Genomic DNA, 16062 nt, shown 5'->3' on the forward strand with positions numbered 1-16062 from the left:
ACCAGCGCTGGCGTCTTTCGCCCGGCTACTGGCTCCCGCACAGCCCCTGCCCCGCCTGTCTGTCTATCTGTCACCGGATCCTTGAGCACTACCGCATGTCCACCATCGCCATTCCCGATACGCCTTTCGACATCACCTCCGACACTGCGTCATCTGCCGCAGTCCTCTGCCCCCAGCTCGACCCGGGTAGTTTCCGCGTTCCCACACAGCAGGCGCTGCACGCGGTGCAGCCGTCCACGCACGCACCGCGCATCCTGATGCTGTATGGCTCGCTGCGCGAGCGCTCGTACAGCAAGCTGCTGACGCTGGAAGCGGCGCGCCTGCTGCAGGGCATGGGCGCCGAGGTGCGCATCTTCGACCCCGCAGGCCTGCCCCAGCCCGACGCCGCGCCGGCCGACCACCCCAAGGTGCAGGCCCTGCGCGAGCTGGTGCTGTGGAGCGAAGGCATGGTCTGGACATCGCCCGAGCGCCACGGCGCGATGACCGGCATCATGAAGTCGCAGATCGACTGGATTCCGCTGTCCGAAGGGGCGGTACGCCCCACGCAGGGCAAGACCCTGGCGGTGATGCAGGTCAGCGGCGGCTCCCAGTCTTTCAACGCAGTCAACCAGCTGCGCGTGCTGGGTCGCTGGATGCGCCTGCTGACCATTCCCAACCAGAGCTCGGTCGCCAAGGCCTATGACGAATTCACCGAGGCAGGCCGCATGAAGCCATCGCCCTACTACGACCGCGTGGTGGACGTGATGGAAGAGCTGGTCAAGTTCACCTTGCTGACACGCGATGCCGCCCCGTATCTGGTGGACCGCTACAGCGAACGCAAGGAGGCGCTGGCCCGCCAGCACGCCCAGACGCTGGCCAGCATGTGAGGAATGCCATGTGCCGTGTGCCTGCCGTGGTCCCCGGCCAGGACCCCGGTGGCTGCGGCTGCTGCAAGTTTTGTGCGGCAGCCGTCGCGGCGTACCAGGCCCGTCAGGCAGCGGCCGCTGCCGTGCGCGCCGGCAGGCGGGCTTCGCGGATCGGCAGGTTCACCAGCGCTGCCAGCAGGGCCAGCACCGCATCGGCCCACCACATCCATTCGTAGCTGCCGGTGGTGGTGATGGCGATGCCGCCCAGCCACGCCCCCAGAAAACCGCCCACCTGGTGGCTCAGCAAGGTCAGGCCAAACAGCGTGGCCAGGTAGCGGGTGCCGAACAGCTTGGCCGTCAGCCCCGCCGTGGGCGGCACGGTGGCCAGCCAGGTGGCCCCCAGCGCCAGCGCAAAGATGTAGAAGGTGGCCGGCTCCTTGGGCGCTGCCAGGTACAGCAGGATGGCCACCACGCGCGAGAGGTACATCCAGAACAGGATCATCTTCATGCGCACACGCTCGCCCAGCGCGCCGACGACCAGGCTGCCCGCCACGTTCGCCAGGCCGATGATGGCCAGCGAGGTGGACGCCACGTTGGCGCTGAGCCCGCACAGATCGACCTCGCCCGGCATGTGCGTCACCAGAAAGGCGATGTGGAAGCCGCAGGTGAAGAACCCGGCGTGCAGGCACCAGTAGCTCTTGTTGCGCAGCGCCTGGCGCAGCTGCTCACGCAGCGTGGTGCCGGCAGGCGCTGCCGCACCGGCTGGAGCTGCTGTGGCGGAAGGGGCTTGCGGGGTTGCTGCAGCGGCCGCACGCGGCGTGCCGCGCAGCCACCAGGCCATGGGCGCGGTGGACAGCGCCAGCACGGCCATCATCCACATGGCAGACACCCAGCCGAATGCCGTCATCACCGCCTGGTTCAGCGGTGCAAAAATGAACTGGCCCATGCTGCCGCCGGCGTTGATCACCCCGCCCGCCACCGAACGGCGGTTGGCTGGAATGCGCTGCGCCGTCGCACCGATCAGGATGGAGAAACTGCCCGCCCCGGCGCCGGCCGCGCTCAGCAGGCCCACGGCCACGATCAGCCCCCATTCGCTGGTGACCTGGGTGGTCAGCGCGCAGCCGGCCGCCAACAGCGCGGCACCGATCACGATCACCCGGCCCGGGCCCCAGCGGTCGGCCACGGCCCCAAACACCGGCTGCACCGCCCCCCACACCAGCTGACCGATGGCCATGGCCAGGCTGATCTTGGCAATGCCCAGGCCGGTGGCTGAGTTGAGCGGCGACATGAACAGCCCCAGCGACTGCCGTGCGCCCATGGTCACCATCAGGATGGCGGCGGCGACCAGCACCAGGCCCCAAGCGCCCCGGGCCTTCATGCGTGCCCCCGTTGCAGGCGGCGCGCCATCACGCGTCCTCTCCATCGGCCCATCACTTGACCCACCATTTGCTCGCACTCCGACATACCAACTCCTCACGCCCACAGGCGATCCACGATGGCGAAATTGTCAAATCTCCGCGCCTGCGCGACAAACGATTTAAAAACTGCCATGGAATAGAATTTCTTCATCATGCCCACTCCTCTCCCTCTCAAGTCTCTGGCGGTTTTCGATGCGGTGATGAAACACCACAGCTTCACCATGGCGGCGGCGGAACTGCATGTCACGCCCGGCGCCGTGGGCCAGCAGATCCAGAAGCTGGAGGAATGGCTGGGACAGCCGCTGTTTGTGCGCAGCATCCGCCAGATCCAGCCCACGCCCGAGGCCCAGACCTACTGGGCCGCCGTGCAGCCGGCGCTGGCGCGCATCCAGCAGGCCAGCGACCAGCTGCGGCAGCTGGATGCGCACCAGGTGTGGCTGTCCATGCCGCCCACGCTGGCCGCCAAATGGTTCGCGCCGCGCATGGCGGCGTTCCTGCAGCGGCGCCCGGACATTTCGCTGCACCTGAGCGCCACCACCGACATGGTGGATTTCGAGCGCGACCGCGTGGACCTGGCGGTGCGCCACTTCGGCGGCCAGGCCCCGGGCCTGCAGACCGAGCTGCTGTACGCCGACAGCGCCCACCTGTACTGCGCGCCCGGCTACGCCCAGCGCCTGGGCCTGCACCAGCCGGACGACCTGTCCCGCGCCACCTTGCTGCACACCACGCTGCTGCCCTACTGGCGCGACTGGCTGCGGCGCTTCAGCAGCCTGGGCGATGCGCAGATTGCCCAACTGCCCAGCCTGCACTTTGACCAGTCGATGCTGGCCATCGAGGCCGCACGCCACCACCAGGGCGTGGTGCTGAGCAGCCCGCTGCTGGTCCAGCAGGAACTGCGCGACGGCGTGCTGTGCGAGCCGCTGGGCCTGCGCATGGCCGTGGACAAGGGCTATTACCTGGTGTCCCCGCGCCACACGCCGCTGCGCCCGGCCGCCGCCGCCCTGCGCGAGTGGCTGCTGGAGACGGCAGAGCTGGAGCGGGAGGCAGGGGCGGACATGCGGCTGCGGCCGGAAACCAGGCCAGGGGTCTAACCCCGGCGCCGGTTCAGGCGTACTGCGCCTCGCCATGGCCCAGCGACCAGTTGGCCCGGTCCACCTCGACGAGGCTGATGAACACATCCTCCGGGCGAACACCGGGGCTGCGGCCCAGGCGCTCCACGATCTGGCGGTACAGCGCTTTCTTCTGCGCCTCGCTGCGGGTGTTGTTGGCGGTGATCTGGATGATCACCAGATCATCGCTGCGCGCCACGCCCAGGTAGGAGGCGTTGTAGCGGAAGTGGGAAGCCTCGCATTCCGCCATGGTGGCGAAGTGGTTGTCCTCGGGCACATTGAATGTGGCGTGCATGGCCTGGTGCAGGCTGTCGAAGATGGCCTGGCGGTAGGCCTCGGGCTTGCCGGCACGCAGGGTGATGTGGGTCAGGGGCATGGAACACCTCCGCAAGTGAAGAATGAAAGATGTCTGCATGCTAGGCATTTCAAATATTTATCAAAAGGAATTTCATTGATAAACTTTTGAAATGACAAAACAGCCTGTGCAACGCCCTCTGGACCTGGATGCCGTGGCCACCTTTCTGCAGGTGGCGGAGCTGGGCAGTTTCACCCGCGCCGCCGAAACCCTGCAGACCACGCAGGCCGCCGTGAGTCTGAAGCTCAAGCGCCTGGAAGACCGGCTGGGCTGCCGCCTGCTGGAGCGCACGCCCCGCTATGTGGAGCTGTCTCCCCAGGGCACGGCTTTTGTGGCGCATGCGCGTGCGCTGCTGGAGGCCCACCACCATGCCCTGAGCGCCTTCACCGGCGCGCGCCAGCGCCTGGTCATCGGCATCAGCGACCATGTGGCCGGGCCCGAGCTACCGGCGCTGGCCGCCCGCCTGAACGCCCGGCATCCCGATCTGCTGATCGTGCTGCGCATAGGCTCATCCGGCGAGCTGCTGCAACGTTATGACCGGCGCGAACTGGATGCCGCCCTGGTGCGCCTGCACAGCGGGCGCACCGACGGCGAAGTGCTGACCGAAGAACCGTTTGGCTGGCTGGCGGCCCCGCACTGGCAGCCGCGTGCGGGCGAGCCCCTGCCCATCGTGACCCTGGCCGAGCCCTGCGGCGTACGCCAGATGGCCAGCAAGCTGCTGGATGCCGCCACCCTGCCTTGGGCCGAAGTGTTTGTGGGTGGCGGGGTGGGCACCGTCAGCCAGGCCGTGATGGCCGGCCTGGGCATTGCCGCCCTGGCGCCTCGCATGCTGCCCCTGGGGGCCGTGGACGTGGGGGCCCGGCTGGGCCTGCCAGCCCTGCCCCGCCTGCCGGTCCTGCTGCACAGCCACACCCGCGATGCACGGGCCTGCGCCGCACTGGACGAATTGGCGGCGGCCTACCGCAGCGCGATCCGCCCGTAAGCCAGGGCCACCACGCAACCCGGGGGCGCTGGTGGACAGCAGGGGTGGGGCCGCACCACGGCGGCCCAGGAGCCGGGAGGAAAAGACTGCAGTGCACCCGGGCTGCGCATACCACCGCCCGGAATCATCACCCCTGCGGCCACAGCCCTTGCAGCGACCAGGCGGCCGCCACCAGTGCCATGGCCAGCAGCGCCAGCAGGGACCACAACGTCAGCACCCGCTGGTGGCGCTGCACGCGCGGGTGCTGGGCAGCGGCGATGTAGCCCGCCAGGATCAGCAGGTCCAGCCCCACCCAGATGGCGGCCAGCAGGCCCAGCCGCGCCAGCGGGTTGGTGGCGGCGTGCAGAAACTGCGGGAACAGCGCGGCAAAGAACAGAATGTCCTTGGGGTTGGCCACGGCCACGCCAAAGCCGCGCCGCCAGCCGCCCTGGCGCCCGGGAGGAGTCCCTGCGGCCGACGTGCTGTGCCGCCCTGCAGCGCCCCAGGCGCGCAGGCCGCTAACAGCCAGCACGATCAGAAAACCGCTGCCCGCCAGCCCCAGCCAGGCCAGGGCCTGCGGGTGCAGCACCAGCACCCCGCCCACCACCAGCGCTGCCAGCGCCATCAGCACCAGTGCGCCGCTGCTGGTGCCCAGCGCCGTGCGCCATGCCATGCCCCGGCCCTGCTGCAGCGCCACCTGGGTGATGTAGGCCACGACCGGGCCGGGGGTGGCGATCAGCAGCACGATGGACAGCACATAGGACAGCAACAGGGCAGCAGGCATGGGAGCGGACAGAGGCAGTGGCAGGAGAAAGGACCCAAAGGGACCCAAATGGACCCAAACGGGGCCGGATTCTGGCGGGCGCTGGCTTGCGCGCAAAACGCAAATAACGCATCTACACTGTGAGTTTTACGCACAATGTCCGCCCGGCAGACCGCTTGCGGTGGGGCGGGTCCCGCACCATGTCCCTGCCCCCGCTGTATGCCCTGCGCGCCTTTGAGGCCGCCGCACGCACCGCATCCTTCACCCGCGCGGGGGAGGAGCTGCACCTCACGCCCAGCGCCATCAGCCGCCATATCCGCACGCTGGAAGCGCAGCTGCAGCGCCCGCTGTTCACCCGCCACGGCCCGCGCGTGGCCCTGACGGCCGAAGGCCAGCTGCTGGCGCAGGAGCTGAGTGCGGGCTTTCGCACCATCGAGCGTGCTTGCGCCCGCATGCAGCAGCGCAGCGACGGCCTGCGGCTGAAGGCCCCGACCTCGCTCACCACCCGCTGGCTGCTGGCCGCACTGCAGGCCCACCGCCCCGCGCTGCCGCAGGAACGGGTGCTGCTGCACAGCCAGTGGATGGATGTGGACCATGTGGACTTTGCCAGCGAGCCGTACGACTGCGCAGTGCTGCTGGGCCACTTTCGCCCACACCCGCAGTGGCACAGCCTGAAGCTGGTGGATGAATGGCTGCTGCCGGTGTGCAGCCCGGCCGTGGCGGCACAACTGGGTCTGCAGCCCATTCCCCATGCACCGGGAGCGCCGGGGGCACCGGATGGGCCCGATGTTCCCGATCCCGCCGCATCGGCTGCGCAGGCGGAGCAGGTCACACCGGCCGCACGGCTGCTGCAGCAACTGCCGCACACCGTGGTCATCCACCCTTCCCCCGACCGGCGCGACTGGCGCCGCTGGTGTGCCGGCCTGGGTCTGGCCCGGGAGCCGGACAGCCCCACGGCCCTGGTGTTTGACACGCTGGAACAAGGCATGGCCGCCGCCATCCAGGGCCACGGCGTCAGCATGGCCGACCTGGCCCTGGCCGCAGACGCCCTGCGCAGCGGACAGCTGGTGGCCGCCGTGCCCACGGCCGTGCCCACCGGCGACGGCTACCACCTGGTCTGGCCGCGGGGCAGCGCCCACGACAGCGCCATCCGGGCGCTGGGGCGCTGGCTGAAAGCACGCGTGCCGCGCCTGGGGGATCTGGGCGTGGAGCGGCGCACGCTGCGTGAAGCGGAATAAGCCGGAACAAGGGGAGACAACGCGGCGCGATGGCAAGTGGAAGCGCCATGGGTCGCTGGTGGGCGGTCTATCGACGGCGCAGTGCCAGCAGCCCAGTGGCCGGTTCGCCACGGGATACCGCAAGGGCTTCTTGCAAATGAGAATTGATCTCATAATGACGCCCTTTGCCGACACCCCTCCTGCCTGCACTTGCGCCATGTCTGCCACGCCCACCGCCGCCCACCCCGAAGTCACCGCCCTGTACACCGCGCACCAGGTTTGGCTGCAGGGCTGGCTGCGCCGGCGCCTGGGCAATGCCTGGGAAGCGGCCGATCTGGCACAGGACACCTTTGTGCGCCTGCTGGCCACGCCTGCGGGCCAGGCCGACCTGCAGACCGCGCCGCTGCGTGAGCCGCGCGCCTACCTGGCCACGGTAGCGCGGCGGCTGCTGATCAACCACCTGCGCCGCCAGTCGCTGGAGCAGGCCTATCTGGAGGCCCTGGCCGCCCTGCCCGAGGCCCAGGCGCCGTCGCCCGAGCAGCAGCTGGTCATTCTGCAAAGCCTGCAGGAGCTGGATGCCATGCTGGACAGCCTGCCGCCCAAGGTGCGTTCCGTGTTTGTGCTGTCCCAGGTGGAGGGGCTGACCTATGCCGCCATTGCCGAGGAGCTGGGCATCGGCCTGCGCTCCGTCAAGCGCTATATGGCCCAGGCCATGGCCGAATGCATTTTGCTGGCGCCATGAACCGCAGCACCGCATCCGCTTCGGTTTCCACTGCCGCTGCTTCAGCTTCTGTTTCCGCTGCCGCACCGCTCCCGCTGTCGCGCGAGGTCGCCCTGCAGGCCGCCGAATGGTTTGTGCAGCTGCAAGACGGTGATGCCACGGCCGCCGACCACCAGGCCTGCGCCGCCTGGCGTGCCCAGGCCCCCGCCCACGAACAGGCCTGGCAACGCGCCCTGGCCGTGAGCCAGCGCGCCGCTGGCGTGCCGTCCGCACTGGGCAGCAGCCTGCGCCGGCCCCAGCGCGTGGCGCGCCGCGATGCGGCCCGCGCCCTGGCCGTGCTGATGGTGGTCGCGCCTGCGGGCTGGCTGGCCTGGCGCACCGAGCCCTGGCAGCGCTGGACGGCCAGCCACGCCACGGCCACCGGCGAATGGCGCAGCTGGACGCTGGCCGATGGCAGCCGCATGACGCTGGACACGGCCACGGTGGTGCAGATCGAATTTGACGGCCACCAACGCAGCATCCACCTGCGCTCCGGGGCGGTGTTTCTGGAAACCGCCCCCGACCCGAATCCCCTGCCCCGCCCCCTGGTGGTGTTAACGCCCCAGGGCCGGGTGCGCGCCATCGGCACGCGCTTCAGTGTGAGCACCGAGGGCGACCACAGCCAGGTGGCCGTGCTGCAAGGGGCGGTGGAAGTACAGCCGCGGAATGCCGCCACGGCGCTGCGCCTGCAGGCGGGCGAGCAGACCGCGTTCGACCGCCACCAGGTGGCGGCCGCGCAGCCGGCCGACAGTGGCGCCGGCCAGTGGGCCCAGGGCGTGCTGGCCGTGGACGATGTGCGGCTGGGCGACTTTGTGGCGGAACTGGGCCGCTACCGCCATGGCCTGCTGCGCTGCGACCCGGCCGTGGCCGGCCTGCGGCTGACCGGCGCTTTCCAGCTGGCCGACACCGATGCCGTGCTGCAGAACCTGGTGCACCTGCTGCCGGTACAGGTGATCTACCGCACCCGCTACTGGGTCACCGTGCTGCCTGCCGGTTGATTTTTGGAGGCCATGGGGCGTGGTGTGCCCCCGGCCTGGCCCCGGTTCGGTCCCTGTTTGGCCCCTTTTGCAAGACCGGTGTGTCCTGTTCGATGGAGCGCTTTTTTGCACTGCACTTTTCCATCGCACTTTCCCCAAGGAACACCATGGTCTCCCTGCCCCCATCCTGCGTGGCCCATACGCCCCACACGGCCCGCACTGCCCGCCTTCATGCGCACGCACCACGCCACACCGCCACCGCCCATGCCGTGCTCATCACCCTGGCGCTGGCAGCGGGCGCCATGGCACCGCTAGGCGTTCTGGCCCAGCCGACCACGCAGGCTGCCGACACGGCCCGGAATTTCCAGGGCCCGGCGGGTCCGCTGGGCGCGGCCCTGACGGTGTTTGCCGCCGATGCCGGCATCAGCATCAGTGCGCCCCCGGCCCTGGTGCAGAACCGGAACACGCCCGGCCTGAACGGCCGCTACGCCGTGGACGAGGCGCTGGTGCGCCTGCTGGCCGGCTCCAACCTGCAGGCCCAGGCGGCTGGCCCGGGCAGCTATGTGCTGCGTGCGCTGCCGGTGGTGGCACCGGGTGCCGCCGCCGGCCAGGGCGCGCCCCTGGGCGAGGTGCGGGTGACGGCGCAGGCCGAGCGCGAAACCGCCTGGGGCCCAGCCGGCGGCTATGTGGCACGGCGCGCTTCGACCGGCACCAAGACGGATGCGCTGCTGGTGGAAACGCCGCAGTCGATCTCGGTGGTCACGCGCGAGCGGATGGATGACCAGGGCGTGCAGCATCTGGGTGAAAGCATGCGGTATCTGGCCAATGTGCGGCCCGACAGCGGCGGTGCGCAGAATGCGGCGACCAATGTCTACATCCGGGGGTTCCAGTCGGCCGATTTCTACGTGGACGGCCTGCGCTACCGGCCGCTGGGCTTCTTCGGCATGATGGCCGAGGAGCCCTATGGCGTGGAACGGGTGGAGGTGTTCAAGGGGCCGACGTCCGGGCTGTACGGCCAGTCCAACCCCGGGGGCATTGTGAACCTGGTGTCCAAGCAGCCCACCGAGTACCAGCGCGGGCAAATCGAGCTGTCGCCCGGCACGCATCGCCGCATGCAGCTGGCCGCCGATGTCAGCGGCCCTGTGAACGAAGACAAGACCCTGCTCTACCGCATGGTGGCGCTGGGCCGCAAGGCGGATGCGGTCATCGACCACCAGAAGGACGACCGCGTGTACCTGGCGCCCACCATCCGCTGGCAGCCCGATGCACGCACCAGTCTGGATGTGCGCACCGTGTACCAGAAGAACTGGGCACTGGCGAGCACCAATGTGCCCTGGGCGGCCGTCAACGGCAGCAGCCCGTACGGCCGCATGCCCATGGACCGGTTCCTGGGCGAGCCGGGCTTTGACCGGGAGACCCAGGAGCAGAAATCGCTGGCCTATGAATTCCGCCACGAGTTCAACGACGACTGGAGCGTGCGCCAGAATTTCCGCTACGGTGATTTCGACAACCACGAGAACTATCTGGCCCGCGCCAGCGGTCTGGTGAACGGCACGCAGTTGCTGCGCAACTACCAGCTGCGCCATGCCTACGGGGATGTGGTGGCGCTGGACAACCACCTGCTGGGCCGGGTGAAGACCGGCGCGGCCGAGCACCAGTTGCTGGTGGGCCTGGACTACAGCCGCAGCCATACGATCCGCAACGAGAAATGGGGCGTGGGCCCCGTGCTGGACAACGTGTTTGCACCCAACTATGGCGCGGCGGTGGACACCTCGGTCTACACGTCCTGGGTCAATGCCTCCACCCGCACCACGCAGACGGGCGTGTACCTGCAGGACCAGATCAAGCTGGGCGGCTGGGTGCTGACGCTGGGCGGCCGCCATGACAAAGTGGATACCGAAGTGCAGGACCGCTGGATCGGCGAATTCACCACCAACCGCAGCTGGTCGGCCACCACCGGACGCGCCGGCCTGAACTATGTCTTTGACAACGGCCTGGCCCCGTATGTGGGGTATTCGGAATCCTTCACCCCGGTGACAGGAGCCACCTCTCCCGCACGGGGCAGCACCTCGTTCGACCCGGAAACGGGCAAGCAGGTGGAAGTGGGCATCAAATACCAGCCTCCGGGACAGGACAGCTTTGTGACGCTGGCGGCATTCGACCTGCGCCGCCAGAACGTGAGCACCATCGACCCGGACGATGAGCGCTACAACGTGCAGACGGGGGAAACACGCTCCCGTGGCATCGAGCTGGAAGGCGTGCTGCAGCTGACACGCCAGATGCGTGTGGCCGCGGCGTACAGCTACAACGACATCGTCGTGACCAAGGACAACGCATCGTCCAGCGGCTACACGGTGCAAGGCAAGGGTCTGTTCAAGGCACCGGCACACATGGCTTCGCTGTGGGTGGACCACCGTTTCGATGACGGCGTGCTCCAGGGCCTGGGCGTCGGCCTGGGTGCCCGCTACACGGGCAGCGCCTGGGGTGATGCGCTGAACACGTTCAAAGTGCCGGCCTACACCCTGTGGGACCTGTCGCTGCGCTATGACCTGGCCCAGGCCGATCCGCGCTGGAAAGGCTGGACTGCCAGCCTGAATGTGCGCAACCTGACCAATCGCTACTACGTGGCATCGTGCTTCTTTGCCCTGGCCTGCAATATGGGGGAAGGACGCACGGCGGTCGCCAAGCTGGCCTACCAGTGGTGACACCTGGCGGTGTGTGGTGAATGCCCACGGCCGCGCCCACGCCGGCGCGGTGCGTGTGCAGTGACCCTGGCAAAGCAGGCGCGGGCCTGGGCTTGCTGAACAGGTGCTACCGCCCTGCCCCGGCCACTTCAGGCCTTCACTTCGACCACCGGTTCAAAGCCCCCGAAGATCATGCGTTTTCCGTCAAAAGGCATGGGCGGGTTGCCGGGGGCGGACGGGTCCATGCGCGGGTCTTCCATCATCTTTTTCATGCCGGCGTCGCGCGTGGCCTTGTCCGGCCATTCGATCCACGAGAAAGCCACCGTTTCCTCGGGCGTGGCCTGCACTGCGCGCCGGAAGTCGGTGAGCTTGCCGTCGGGCACATCGTCGCCCCACGCCTCGATCACCCGCAGGGCCCCCAGCTCCAGAAAGATGGGGTCCAAGGTGCGCGCATGGGCGATGAATTTTTCCTTGTTGGCGGTGGGCACAGCGATCACGAAACCATCGATATAGGACATGTATGCACTCCTGCTGGTTCAATCGGTCGGTGCTGGCGCAGCACCGCTACGGGATACCCATGGGGCCGACCGCTGCGATGCCTGCAGCGCTGATCCCTTGGGTGCGAAGGCCCGGCTTCCACCATCCGCGCCGGGCATGGCCTTGCCACGTTGTCTGCGGCACACGGCACGCTGAGCGTGCCTGGCGTGGCTGAGCGCTGTTATGCGTATGCGCGCTGGCCTGCCTCTGTGCCCACCCCGCAATTCATCCCGAAAAACGTGGCGTTGTGGGATGCCATGGTAGTGCTGCAGACCTGAGCGGGGGCAAAGGTTTGTGACCGACTGCATCCGGCCCGAAGCCGGCCCTGCGGCCGGTCAACTTGTCCCATAGCGCGAAGGACCCAGAGCGGCTCTACACACTGCTCACACGGCCCAGTCCACCGCAGGTTGATGGGCATGGCAAGGCGTGAAACCAGGGGCAGTCGCTGCGAAGAGCGCCGTGTAATCACGGCACATTGCGGCCCATTGCGGGATTACCCTTACAAAACAGTGACCAACATTTTCTTATTCCCGAACGCTATATCAACACCGATTGAATGACGCCTTAAACGTGTCCTTGCGCGCCACACCGCCCCGATGGCCGCCGCACAGGCACCGAAAAACAAGGAATAACAGTCATGTCGAAATGGTCCGTTGGTATAGACATCGGAGGCACGTTCACCGATCTGGTGGCCTTGCAACACGCCACAGGAACACAGCGCAGTTTCAAGGTGCTCACGACGCACGGCGACCCCTCCATGGGCGTCATCGAGGGCATACAACAGTTGATGCGCAACCATGGCATCCCTGCTGACAGCGTCGAGCTGGTGGTCCATGCCACCACGCTTTCACGAATGCGCTCATTGAGCGCCGCGGTGCCTGCACCGGTTTGCTGACCACCCAGGGGTTCGCCGACATTGCCGAGATGGGCAACGAACGCAAATACGATCTGTACGACCTGCAGATCGAGCGCGCACAGCCTTTGGCGCCACGCCACCTGCGGGCCGAAGTGGCAGGCCGGCTGAACGCCCAGGGACAGGAAATCGAGCCACTGGACATCCCGCAGGCCTTGGCTGCGGTGGACACCCTGGTGCACGCCGGGGTCGAGTCGCTGGCGATCTGCCTGCTGCACGCCTATGCCTCGCCGCAGCACGAGCTGGCATTGCAAGCCGCCATTCAGGCCCGCCACCCCCAGCTGACGCTCACGCTCTCCAGCCAGACGGCACCGGTGATCCGCGAGTACGAGCGCACCACCACCACCTTGGCCAATGCCTACATCAAGCCCATGGCACGCGCCTACCTGGACAAGCTGGCCGACGAGCTGGCCGCCATCGGTCTGCCGCGCGGCGTGCTGATGATGCTGTCCAACGGAGGGCTGGCACGCATTGACGATGCCCGTGAGTTGCCGATTGCCCTGCTGGAATCCGGCCCGGCGGCGGGCGCCGTCTCTGCCGTTCACCACAGCTTGCTGGAAAGCCACCGGGATCTGCTGGCCTTCGACATGGGGGGCACCACCGCCAAGCTGTGCCTGGTCACCCAGGGCCAGCCCTCCATCAGCTTTGGCTTCGAGGCAGCCCGCCGCCAACGGTTTGCCGAAGGCAGTGGCCTGCCCATCCACATCACCACGGTCGACCTGATCGAGATTGGCGCTGGCGGCGGCAGCATTGCGCACCAGGATGCCTTGGGCCTGCTCAAGGTGGGCCCGCGCAGCGCAGGGTCCGAACCCGGCCCCATGTGCTATGGCCTGGGCGGCGATGCCCCCACGGTCACCGACGCCAACTTGCTGCTGGGCTACCTCAACCCCGATTTCTTCGCCGGGGGCACATTGGCCATGGACCGCCAGCAGTCGGTGGCCGGTTTTGCGGCACTGGGCCAGCAACTGCAGCACAGCGCCGTCGCCACGGCCTGGGGGGTGCACGACATCGTGGCCGAAAACATGGCCGCCGCGGCCCGCGTGCATGTGTCGGAACGCGGACAGGACCCGCGCAAGTTCGTGCTGGTCGCCACGGGCGGTGGAGGCCCGCTGCATGCCTACTATGTGGCACGCAAGATCGGCATCTCCACCATCATTGCGCCGCCCGAAGCAGGCGTGGCCTCGGCCTTTGGCTTGCTGGTCGCCACGGCGCGGTCCGATCGCTCGCGCACCATCAGCTTCAAGCCTGCCACCGACGATCTGCGTGCGCTGGAAACCCAGTTCACAGCCCTGGAAACCCAGGCGCTTCCCCCTCTGCACGCGCTGGAGCAGGGCTTTGGCCCCATCCAGCTGCAGCGCCGGGCCGATGGCCGCTTTGTCGGCCAGGGCTTCAACCTCACGGTCGATCTGCCCAGCGGGCCCTACCACTTTGCAGACAGCGCCGGAGAAGCCGCATGGCGCGCCCAGCTGGACCAGGCATTCCGCAGCGAATACCAGCGCAAGTTCGGCCGCGTCCCGCCCGATGTTCCGGTGGAGCTGGTCAATCTGCGCATCACCGGGGAAGCGCCACCGGTGGAGCCCTTCCACGCCGCACCACTGCCCGCAAGCCACAGCACGCCCGAGCCGGTGGCCCATCGCGATGTGTATTTCCATGAAGTGCGCGATTACGTGTCCACGCCCATCTTCCGGCGTGCACAACTGCGCCCGGGCTTTGCCATGGCGGGCCCCCTGCTGGTGGAAGAGCCCAGCACCACCGTCGTCGTCGGCCCGCTGGGCCGCATAACCATGACGGAGCACGCCAACCTGGTCATCACTGTGGAGACTGCGCAATGAGCACCACCCGCCCCACCCACGACAACACCGCCGACAACGCCATCTTTCTGGAGGTGTTCTGGACCCGCGTACGTTCCGCCGTGAACGAGGCCGCCAAGCTGATTGTGCGCACCTCGTTCTCCACCCTGTCGTCCGAGGCGAATGACTTTGCCGTCGTCATGACCGACTCGCAGGGCCAGACCATTGCCGAGAATGCCGGCGCCATTCCCTCGTTCATCGGCACCCTGGGCAACACCGTGCGCGCCATCATCGGCGCCATCGGCACGCAGGCCATGCGCGACGGTGATATCTACATCACCAACAACCCCTGGATCGGCACCGGCCACCTGAATGACGTGTGCCTGGTCAAGCCCATCTTCCATGCATCGCAGCTGGTCGGCTTCGCCGCCACCGCAGGGCATGTGCCCGACATCGGCGGAAAGATCCGGTCGGTCGATGCCCGCGAACTGTTCGAAGAAGGCTTCCACATTCCGCCCATGCACTTCCTGCGGGAAGGCCGGGCCGATGCCACCTTGCTGAGCCTGCTGCGCACCAATGTGCGCACACCCGAGCAGACCGTGGGCGACATCTGGTGCCACGCCAGCGCCACCGAACTGATTGCCCGCCGCGTCAGTGACCTGCTGCACGAGTACCGGCTGACCGGTGTCGACGACCTGGCCGAGGCCTTGTTCAGCCGCAGCGAACAGGCCATGCGCGCCGCCATTCGCGCCCTGCCGGATGGCGAGTACCGCTACGGCATGGACACCGACGGCTTTGACGAGCGCTTCCGCTTCGAAGTCACGGTGCGCATTGCCGATGGCACGCTCACCTGCGACTTCACCGGCAGCTCCCCCCAGCAGCCCCGCGCCGTCAATTGCGTGCTGGCCTATACCCACGCCATGACGGCCTATGCCATCAAGAGCCTGCTGCTGCCCGATCTGGCCAACAACCAGGGCTTGTTCCGGCCGATTCACACCGTCGCCCCGGAAGGCTCTTTGCTCAACCCGCTCTCGCCCGCCCCGGTCGGTGGCCGCTCCTGCACCGGGCACTATGTGCCTACCACCATCTTCGGGGCGCTGTTCCCGCTGCTGCCCGGACGTGTCATGGCCGGTGTCGGATCGCCGGTGTGGATCACCAACCTGACGGGCCGCCGTGCCAACGGCAAATCCTTTGCGAATGTGCTGTTCTACAACGGCGGCATGGGTGCCACATACGGCAAGGACGGGGCCTCGGTCATGTCCTGGCCCAGCAACATCTCGCCCACCCCGATCGAGGTGGCCGAGCGCGATGCCCCGCTGCGTTTCATGCGCAAGGCCTTGATTCCCGACTCGGGCGGCACCGGCCAATGGCGCGGTGGCCTGGGCGAGGAAATCCAGTTCGTCAACCAGCACGAGGGCCCGTTGAATGTGGTGTTCCTGACCGAACGCCTGAAGGTGGCGGCACCCGGACTGGGCGGAGGCGACGACGGCGCCCCGGGCGCGGTCTGGATCAATGGCCAGCCCATCAACTCCCGCACCCCGCAAGTGCTGCAACCCGGTGACGTGGTCACGCTGCGCACGCCCGGCGGTGGGGGCTACGGCCCTGCCGCGGCCCGCAGCGCGGATGCCATCGCCCGCGACCGCCTGCTGGGATATGTCAGCGCCACCGCCCTTCCCTCTACCGCTGCGTCTGCGCACTGATGGCGCATCTCGGCGCATTCCGGCGCACCCCGG

General features: G+C 68.0%; 13 protein-coding genes and 1 pseudogene. 10 read left to right on the top strand and 4 right to left on the bottom strand.

What is annotated here, in order from left to right:
* The first annotated feature begins 95 nt into the window (after nt 1-95).
* Nucleotides 96-866 (top strand): arsenical resistance protein ArsH, encoded by a 771-nt coding sequence (gene arsH / locus CT3_RS13845; protein WP_083520255.1) that lies wholly within the window; start codon nt 96-98, stop codon nt 864-866.
* Nucleotides 867-969: 103 nt separating this feature from the next.
* On the opposite strand, the gene CT3_RS13850 is transcribed toward arsH, so the two are convergent.
* A complete protein-coding gene (locus CT3_RS13850) occupies nt 970-2223 on the bottom strand; it encodes an MFS transporter (protein ID WP_066533505.1) in 1254 nt (417 codons plus the stop codon).
* Between the two features lie 192 nt (nt 2224-2415).
* On the opposite strand from CT3_RS13850, the gene CT3_RS13855 reads away from it, so the two are divergent.
* Nucleotides 2416-3354 (top strand): LysR substrate-binding domain-containing protein, encoded by a 939-nt coding sequence (locus tag CT3_RS13855; protein WP_066533507.1) that lies wholly within the window; start codon nt 2416-2418, stop codon nt 3352-3354.
* Nucleotides 3355-3367: 13 nt separating this feature from the next.
* On the opposite strand, the gene CT3_RS13860 is transcribed toward CT3_RS13855, so the two are convergent.
* On the bottom strand, nt 3368-3748 hold the full coding sequence (locus CT3_RS13860; protein ID WP_066533509.1) for a tautomerase family protein: 381 nt from the start codon (nt 3746-3748) through the stop codon (nt 3368-3370).
* 91 nt (nt 3749-3839) lie between these two features.
* Between CT3_RS13860 and CT3_RS13865 the strand changes: the two genes are divergently transcribed.
* Entirely contained in the window at nt 3840-4709 is an 870-nt protein-coding gene (locus CT3_RS13865) for a LysR family transcriptional regulator (RefSeq protein ID WP_066533510.1), read from the top strand.
* Nucleotides 4710-4836: 127 nt separating this feature from the next.
* Here CT3_RS13865 and CT3_RS13870 read toward each other — a convergent pair whose 3' ends face one another.
* Nucleotides 4837-5472, bottom strand: coding sequence for a LysE family translocator (locus CT3_RS13870; RefSeq protein WP_066533512.1), 636 nt, complete (start codon nt 5470-5472; stop codon nt 4837-4839).
* A gap of 179 nt (nt 5473-5651) precedes the next feature.
* On the opposite strand from CT3_RS13870, the gene CT3_RS13875 reads away from it, so the two are divergent.
* The 4 genes from CT3_RS13875 (at nt 5652) to CT3_RS13890 (ending at nt 11110) form a co-directional block, all read left to right on the top strand.
* On the top strand, nt 5652-6689 hold the full coding sequence (locus tag CT3_RS13875) for a LysR substrate-binding domain-containing protein (RefSeq protein ID WP_066533513.1): 1038 nt from the start codon (nt 5652-5654) through the stop codon (nt 6687-6689).
* A 196-nt stretch (nt 6690-6885) separates the two neighbouring features.
* A complete protein-coding gene (locus CT3_RS13880) occupies nt 6886-7410 on the top strand; it encodes a sigma-70 family RNA polymerase sigma factor (RefSeq protein ID WP_066533515.1) in 525 nt (174 codons plus the stop codon).
* Complete coding sequence (locus tag CT3_RS13885; RefSeq protein ID WP_083520257.1) at nt 7407-8426, top strand: FecR domain-containing protein; 1020 nt, start codon at nt 7407-7409, stop codon at nt 8424-8426. Before CT3_RS13880 ends, CT3_RS13885 begins: the two co-directional genes overlap by 4 nt.
* Nucleotides 8427-8572: 146 nt before the next feature.
* Nucleotides 8573-11110, top strand: a complete 2538-nt coding sequence (locus CT3_RS13890; protein ID WP_083520292.1) for a TonB-dependent siderophore receptor — start codon at nt 8573-8575, stop codon at nt 11108-11110.
* Nucleotides 11111-11238: 128 nt separating this feature from the next.
* Here CT3_RS13890 and CT3_RS13895 read toward each other — a convergent pair whose 3' ends face one another.
* Nucleotides 11239-11607 (bottom strand): DUF1428 domain-containing protein, encoded by a 369-nt coding sequence (locus tag CT3_RS13895; RefSeq protein WP_066533521.1) that lies wholly within the window; start codon nt 11605-11607, stop codon nt 11239-11241.
* Nucleotides 11608-12263: 656 nt separating this feature from the next.
* On the opposite strand from CT3_RS13895, the pseudogene CT3_RS21425 reads away from it, so the two are divergent.
* The 3 genes and pseudogenes from CT3_RS21425 to CT3_RS13905 all read left to right on the top strand — a co-directional run.
* Nucleotides 12264-12745 (top strand): annotated as a pseudogene (locus CT3_RS21425) (hydantoinase/oxoprolinase N-terminal domain-containing protein); the annotation flags it as partial.
* A 165-nt stretch (nt 12746-12910) separates the two neighbouring features.
* Nucleotides 12911-14371 (top strand): hydantoinase/oxoprolinase family protein, encoded by a 1461-nt coding sequence (locus CT3_RS13900; RefSeq protein WP_256682329.1) that lies wholly within the window; start codon nt 12911-12913, stop codon nt 14369-14371.
* Entirely contained in the window at nt 14368-16029 is a 1662-nt protein-coding gene (locus tag CT3_RS13905) for a hydantoinase B/oxoprolinase family protein (RefSeq protein WP_066533523.1), read from the top strand. The genes CT3_RS13900 and CT3_RS13905 overlap by 4 nt, the downstream gene beginning before the upstream one ends.
* Nucleotides 16030-16062: the final 33 nt, after the last annotated feature.

Origin of the sequence: Comamonas terrigena NBRC 13299 (assembly GCF_006740045.1) — a bacterium.
GTDB classification, from domain to species: domain Bacteria; phylum Pseudomonadota; class Gammaproteobacteria; order Burkholderiales; family Burkholderiaceae_C; genus Comamonas; species Comamonas terrigena.

Excerpts from the sequence above, each read along its gene's own strand:
- CT3_RS13880 (WP_066533515.1), top strand. The coding sequence starts at position 6,886 with ATGTCTGCCACGCCCACCGCCGCCCACCCCGAAGTCACCGCCCTGTAC.
- CT3_RS13895 (WP_066533521.1), bottom strand. The coding sequence starts at position 11,607 with ATGTCCTATATCGATGGTTTCGTGATCGCTGTGCCCACCGCCAACAAG.
- CT3_RS13865 (WP_066533510.1), top strand. The coding sequence starts at position 3,840 with ATGACAAAACAGCCTGTGCAACGCCCTCTGGACCTGGATGCCGTGGCC.
- arsH (WP_083520255.1), top strand. The coding sequence starts at position 96 with ATGTCCACCATCGCCATTCCCGATACGCCTTTCGACATCACCTCCGAC.
- CT3_RS13885 (WP_083520257.1), top strand. The coding sequence starts at position 7,407 with ATGAACCGCAGCACCGCATCCGCTTCGGTTTCCACTGCCGCTGCTTCA.
- CT3_RS13890 (WP_083520292.1), top strand. The coding sequence starts at position 8,573 with ATGGTCTCCCTGCCCCCATCCTGCGTGGCCCATACGCCCCACACGGCC.
- CT3_RS13900 (WP_256682329.1), top strand. The coding sequence starts at position 12,911 with ATGGCACGCGCCTACCTGGACAAGCTGGCCGACGAGCTGGCCGCCATC.
- CT3_RS13855 (WP_066533507.1), top strand. The coding sequence starts at position 2,416 with ATGCCCACTCCTCTCCCTCTCAAGTCTCTGGCGGTTTTCGATGCGGTG.
- CT3_RS13875 (WP_066533513.1), top strand. The coding sequence starts at position 5,652 with ATGTCCCTGCCCCCGCTGTATGCCCTGCGCGCCTTTGAGGCCGCCGCA.
- CT3_RS13905 (WP_066533523.1), top strand. The coding sequence starts at position 14,368 with ATGAGCACCACCCGCCCCACCCACGACAACACCGCCGACAACGCCATC.
- CT3_RS13850 (WP_066533505.1), bottom strand. The coding sequence starts at position 2,223 with ATGAAGGCCCGGGGCGCTTGGGGCCTGGTGCTGGTCGCCGCCGCCATC.
- CT3_RS13860 (WP_066533509.1), bottom strand. The coding sequence starts at position 3,748 with ATGCCCCTGACCCACATCACCCTGCGTGCCGGCAAGCCCGAGGCCTAC.
- CT3_RS13870 (WP_066533512.1), bottom strand. The coding sequence starts at position 5,472 with ATGCCTGCTGCCCTGTTGCTGTCCTATGTGCTGTCCATCGTGCTGCTG.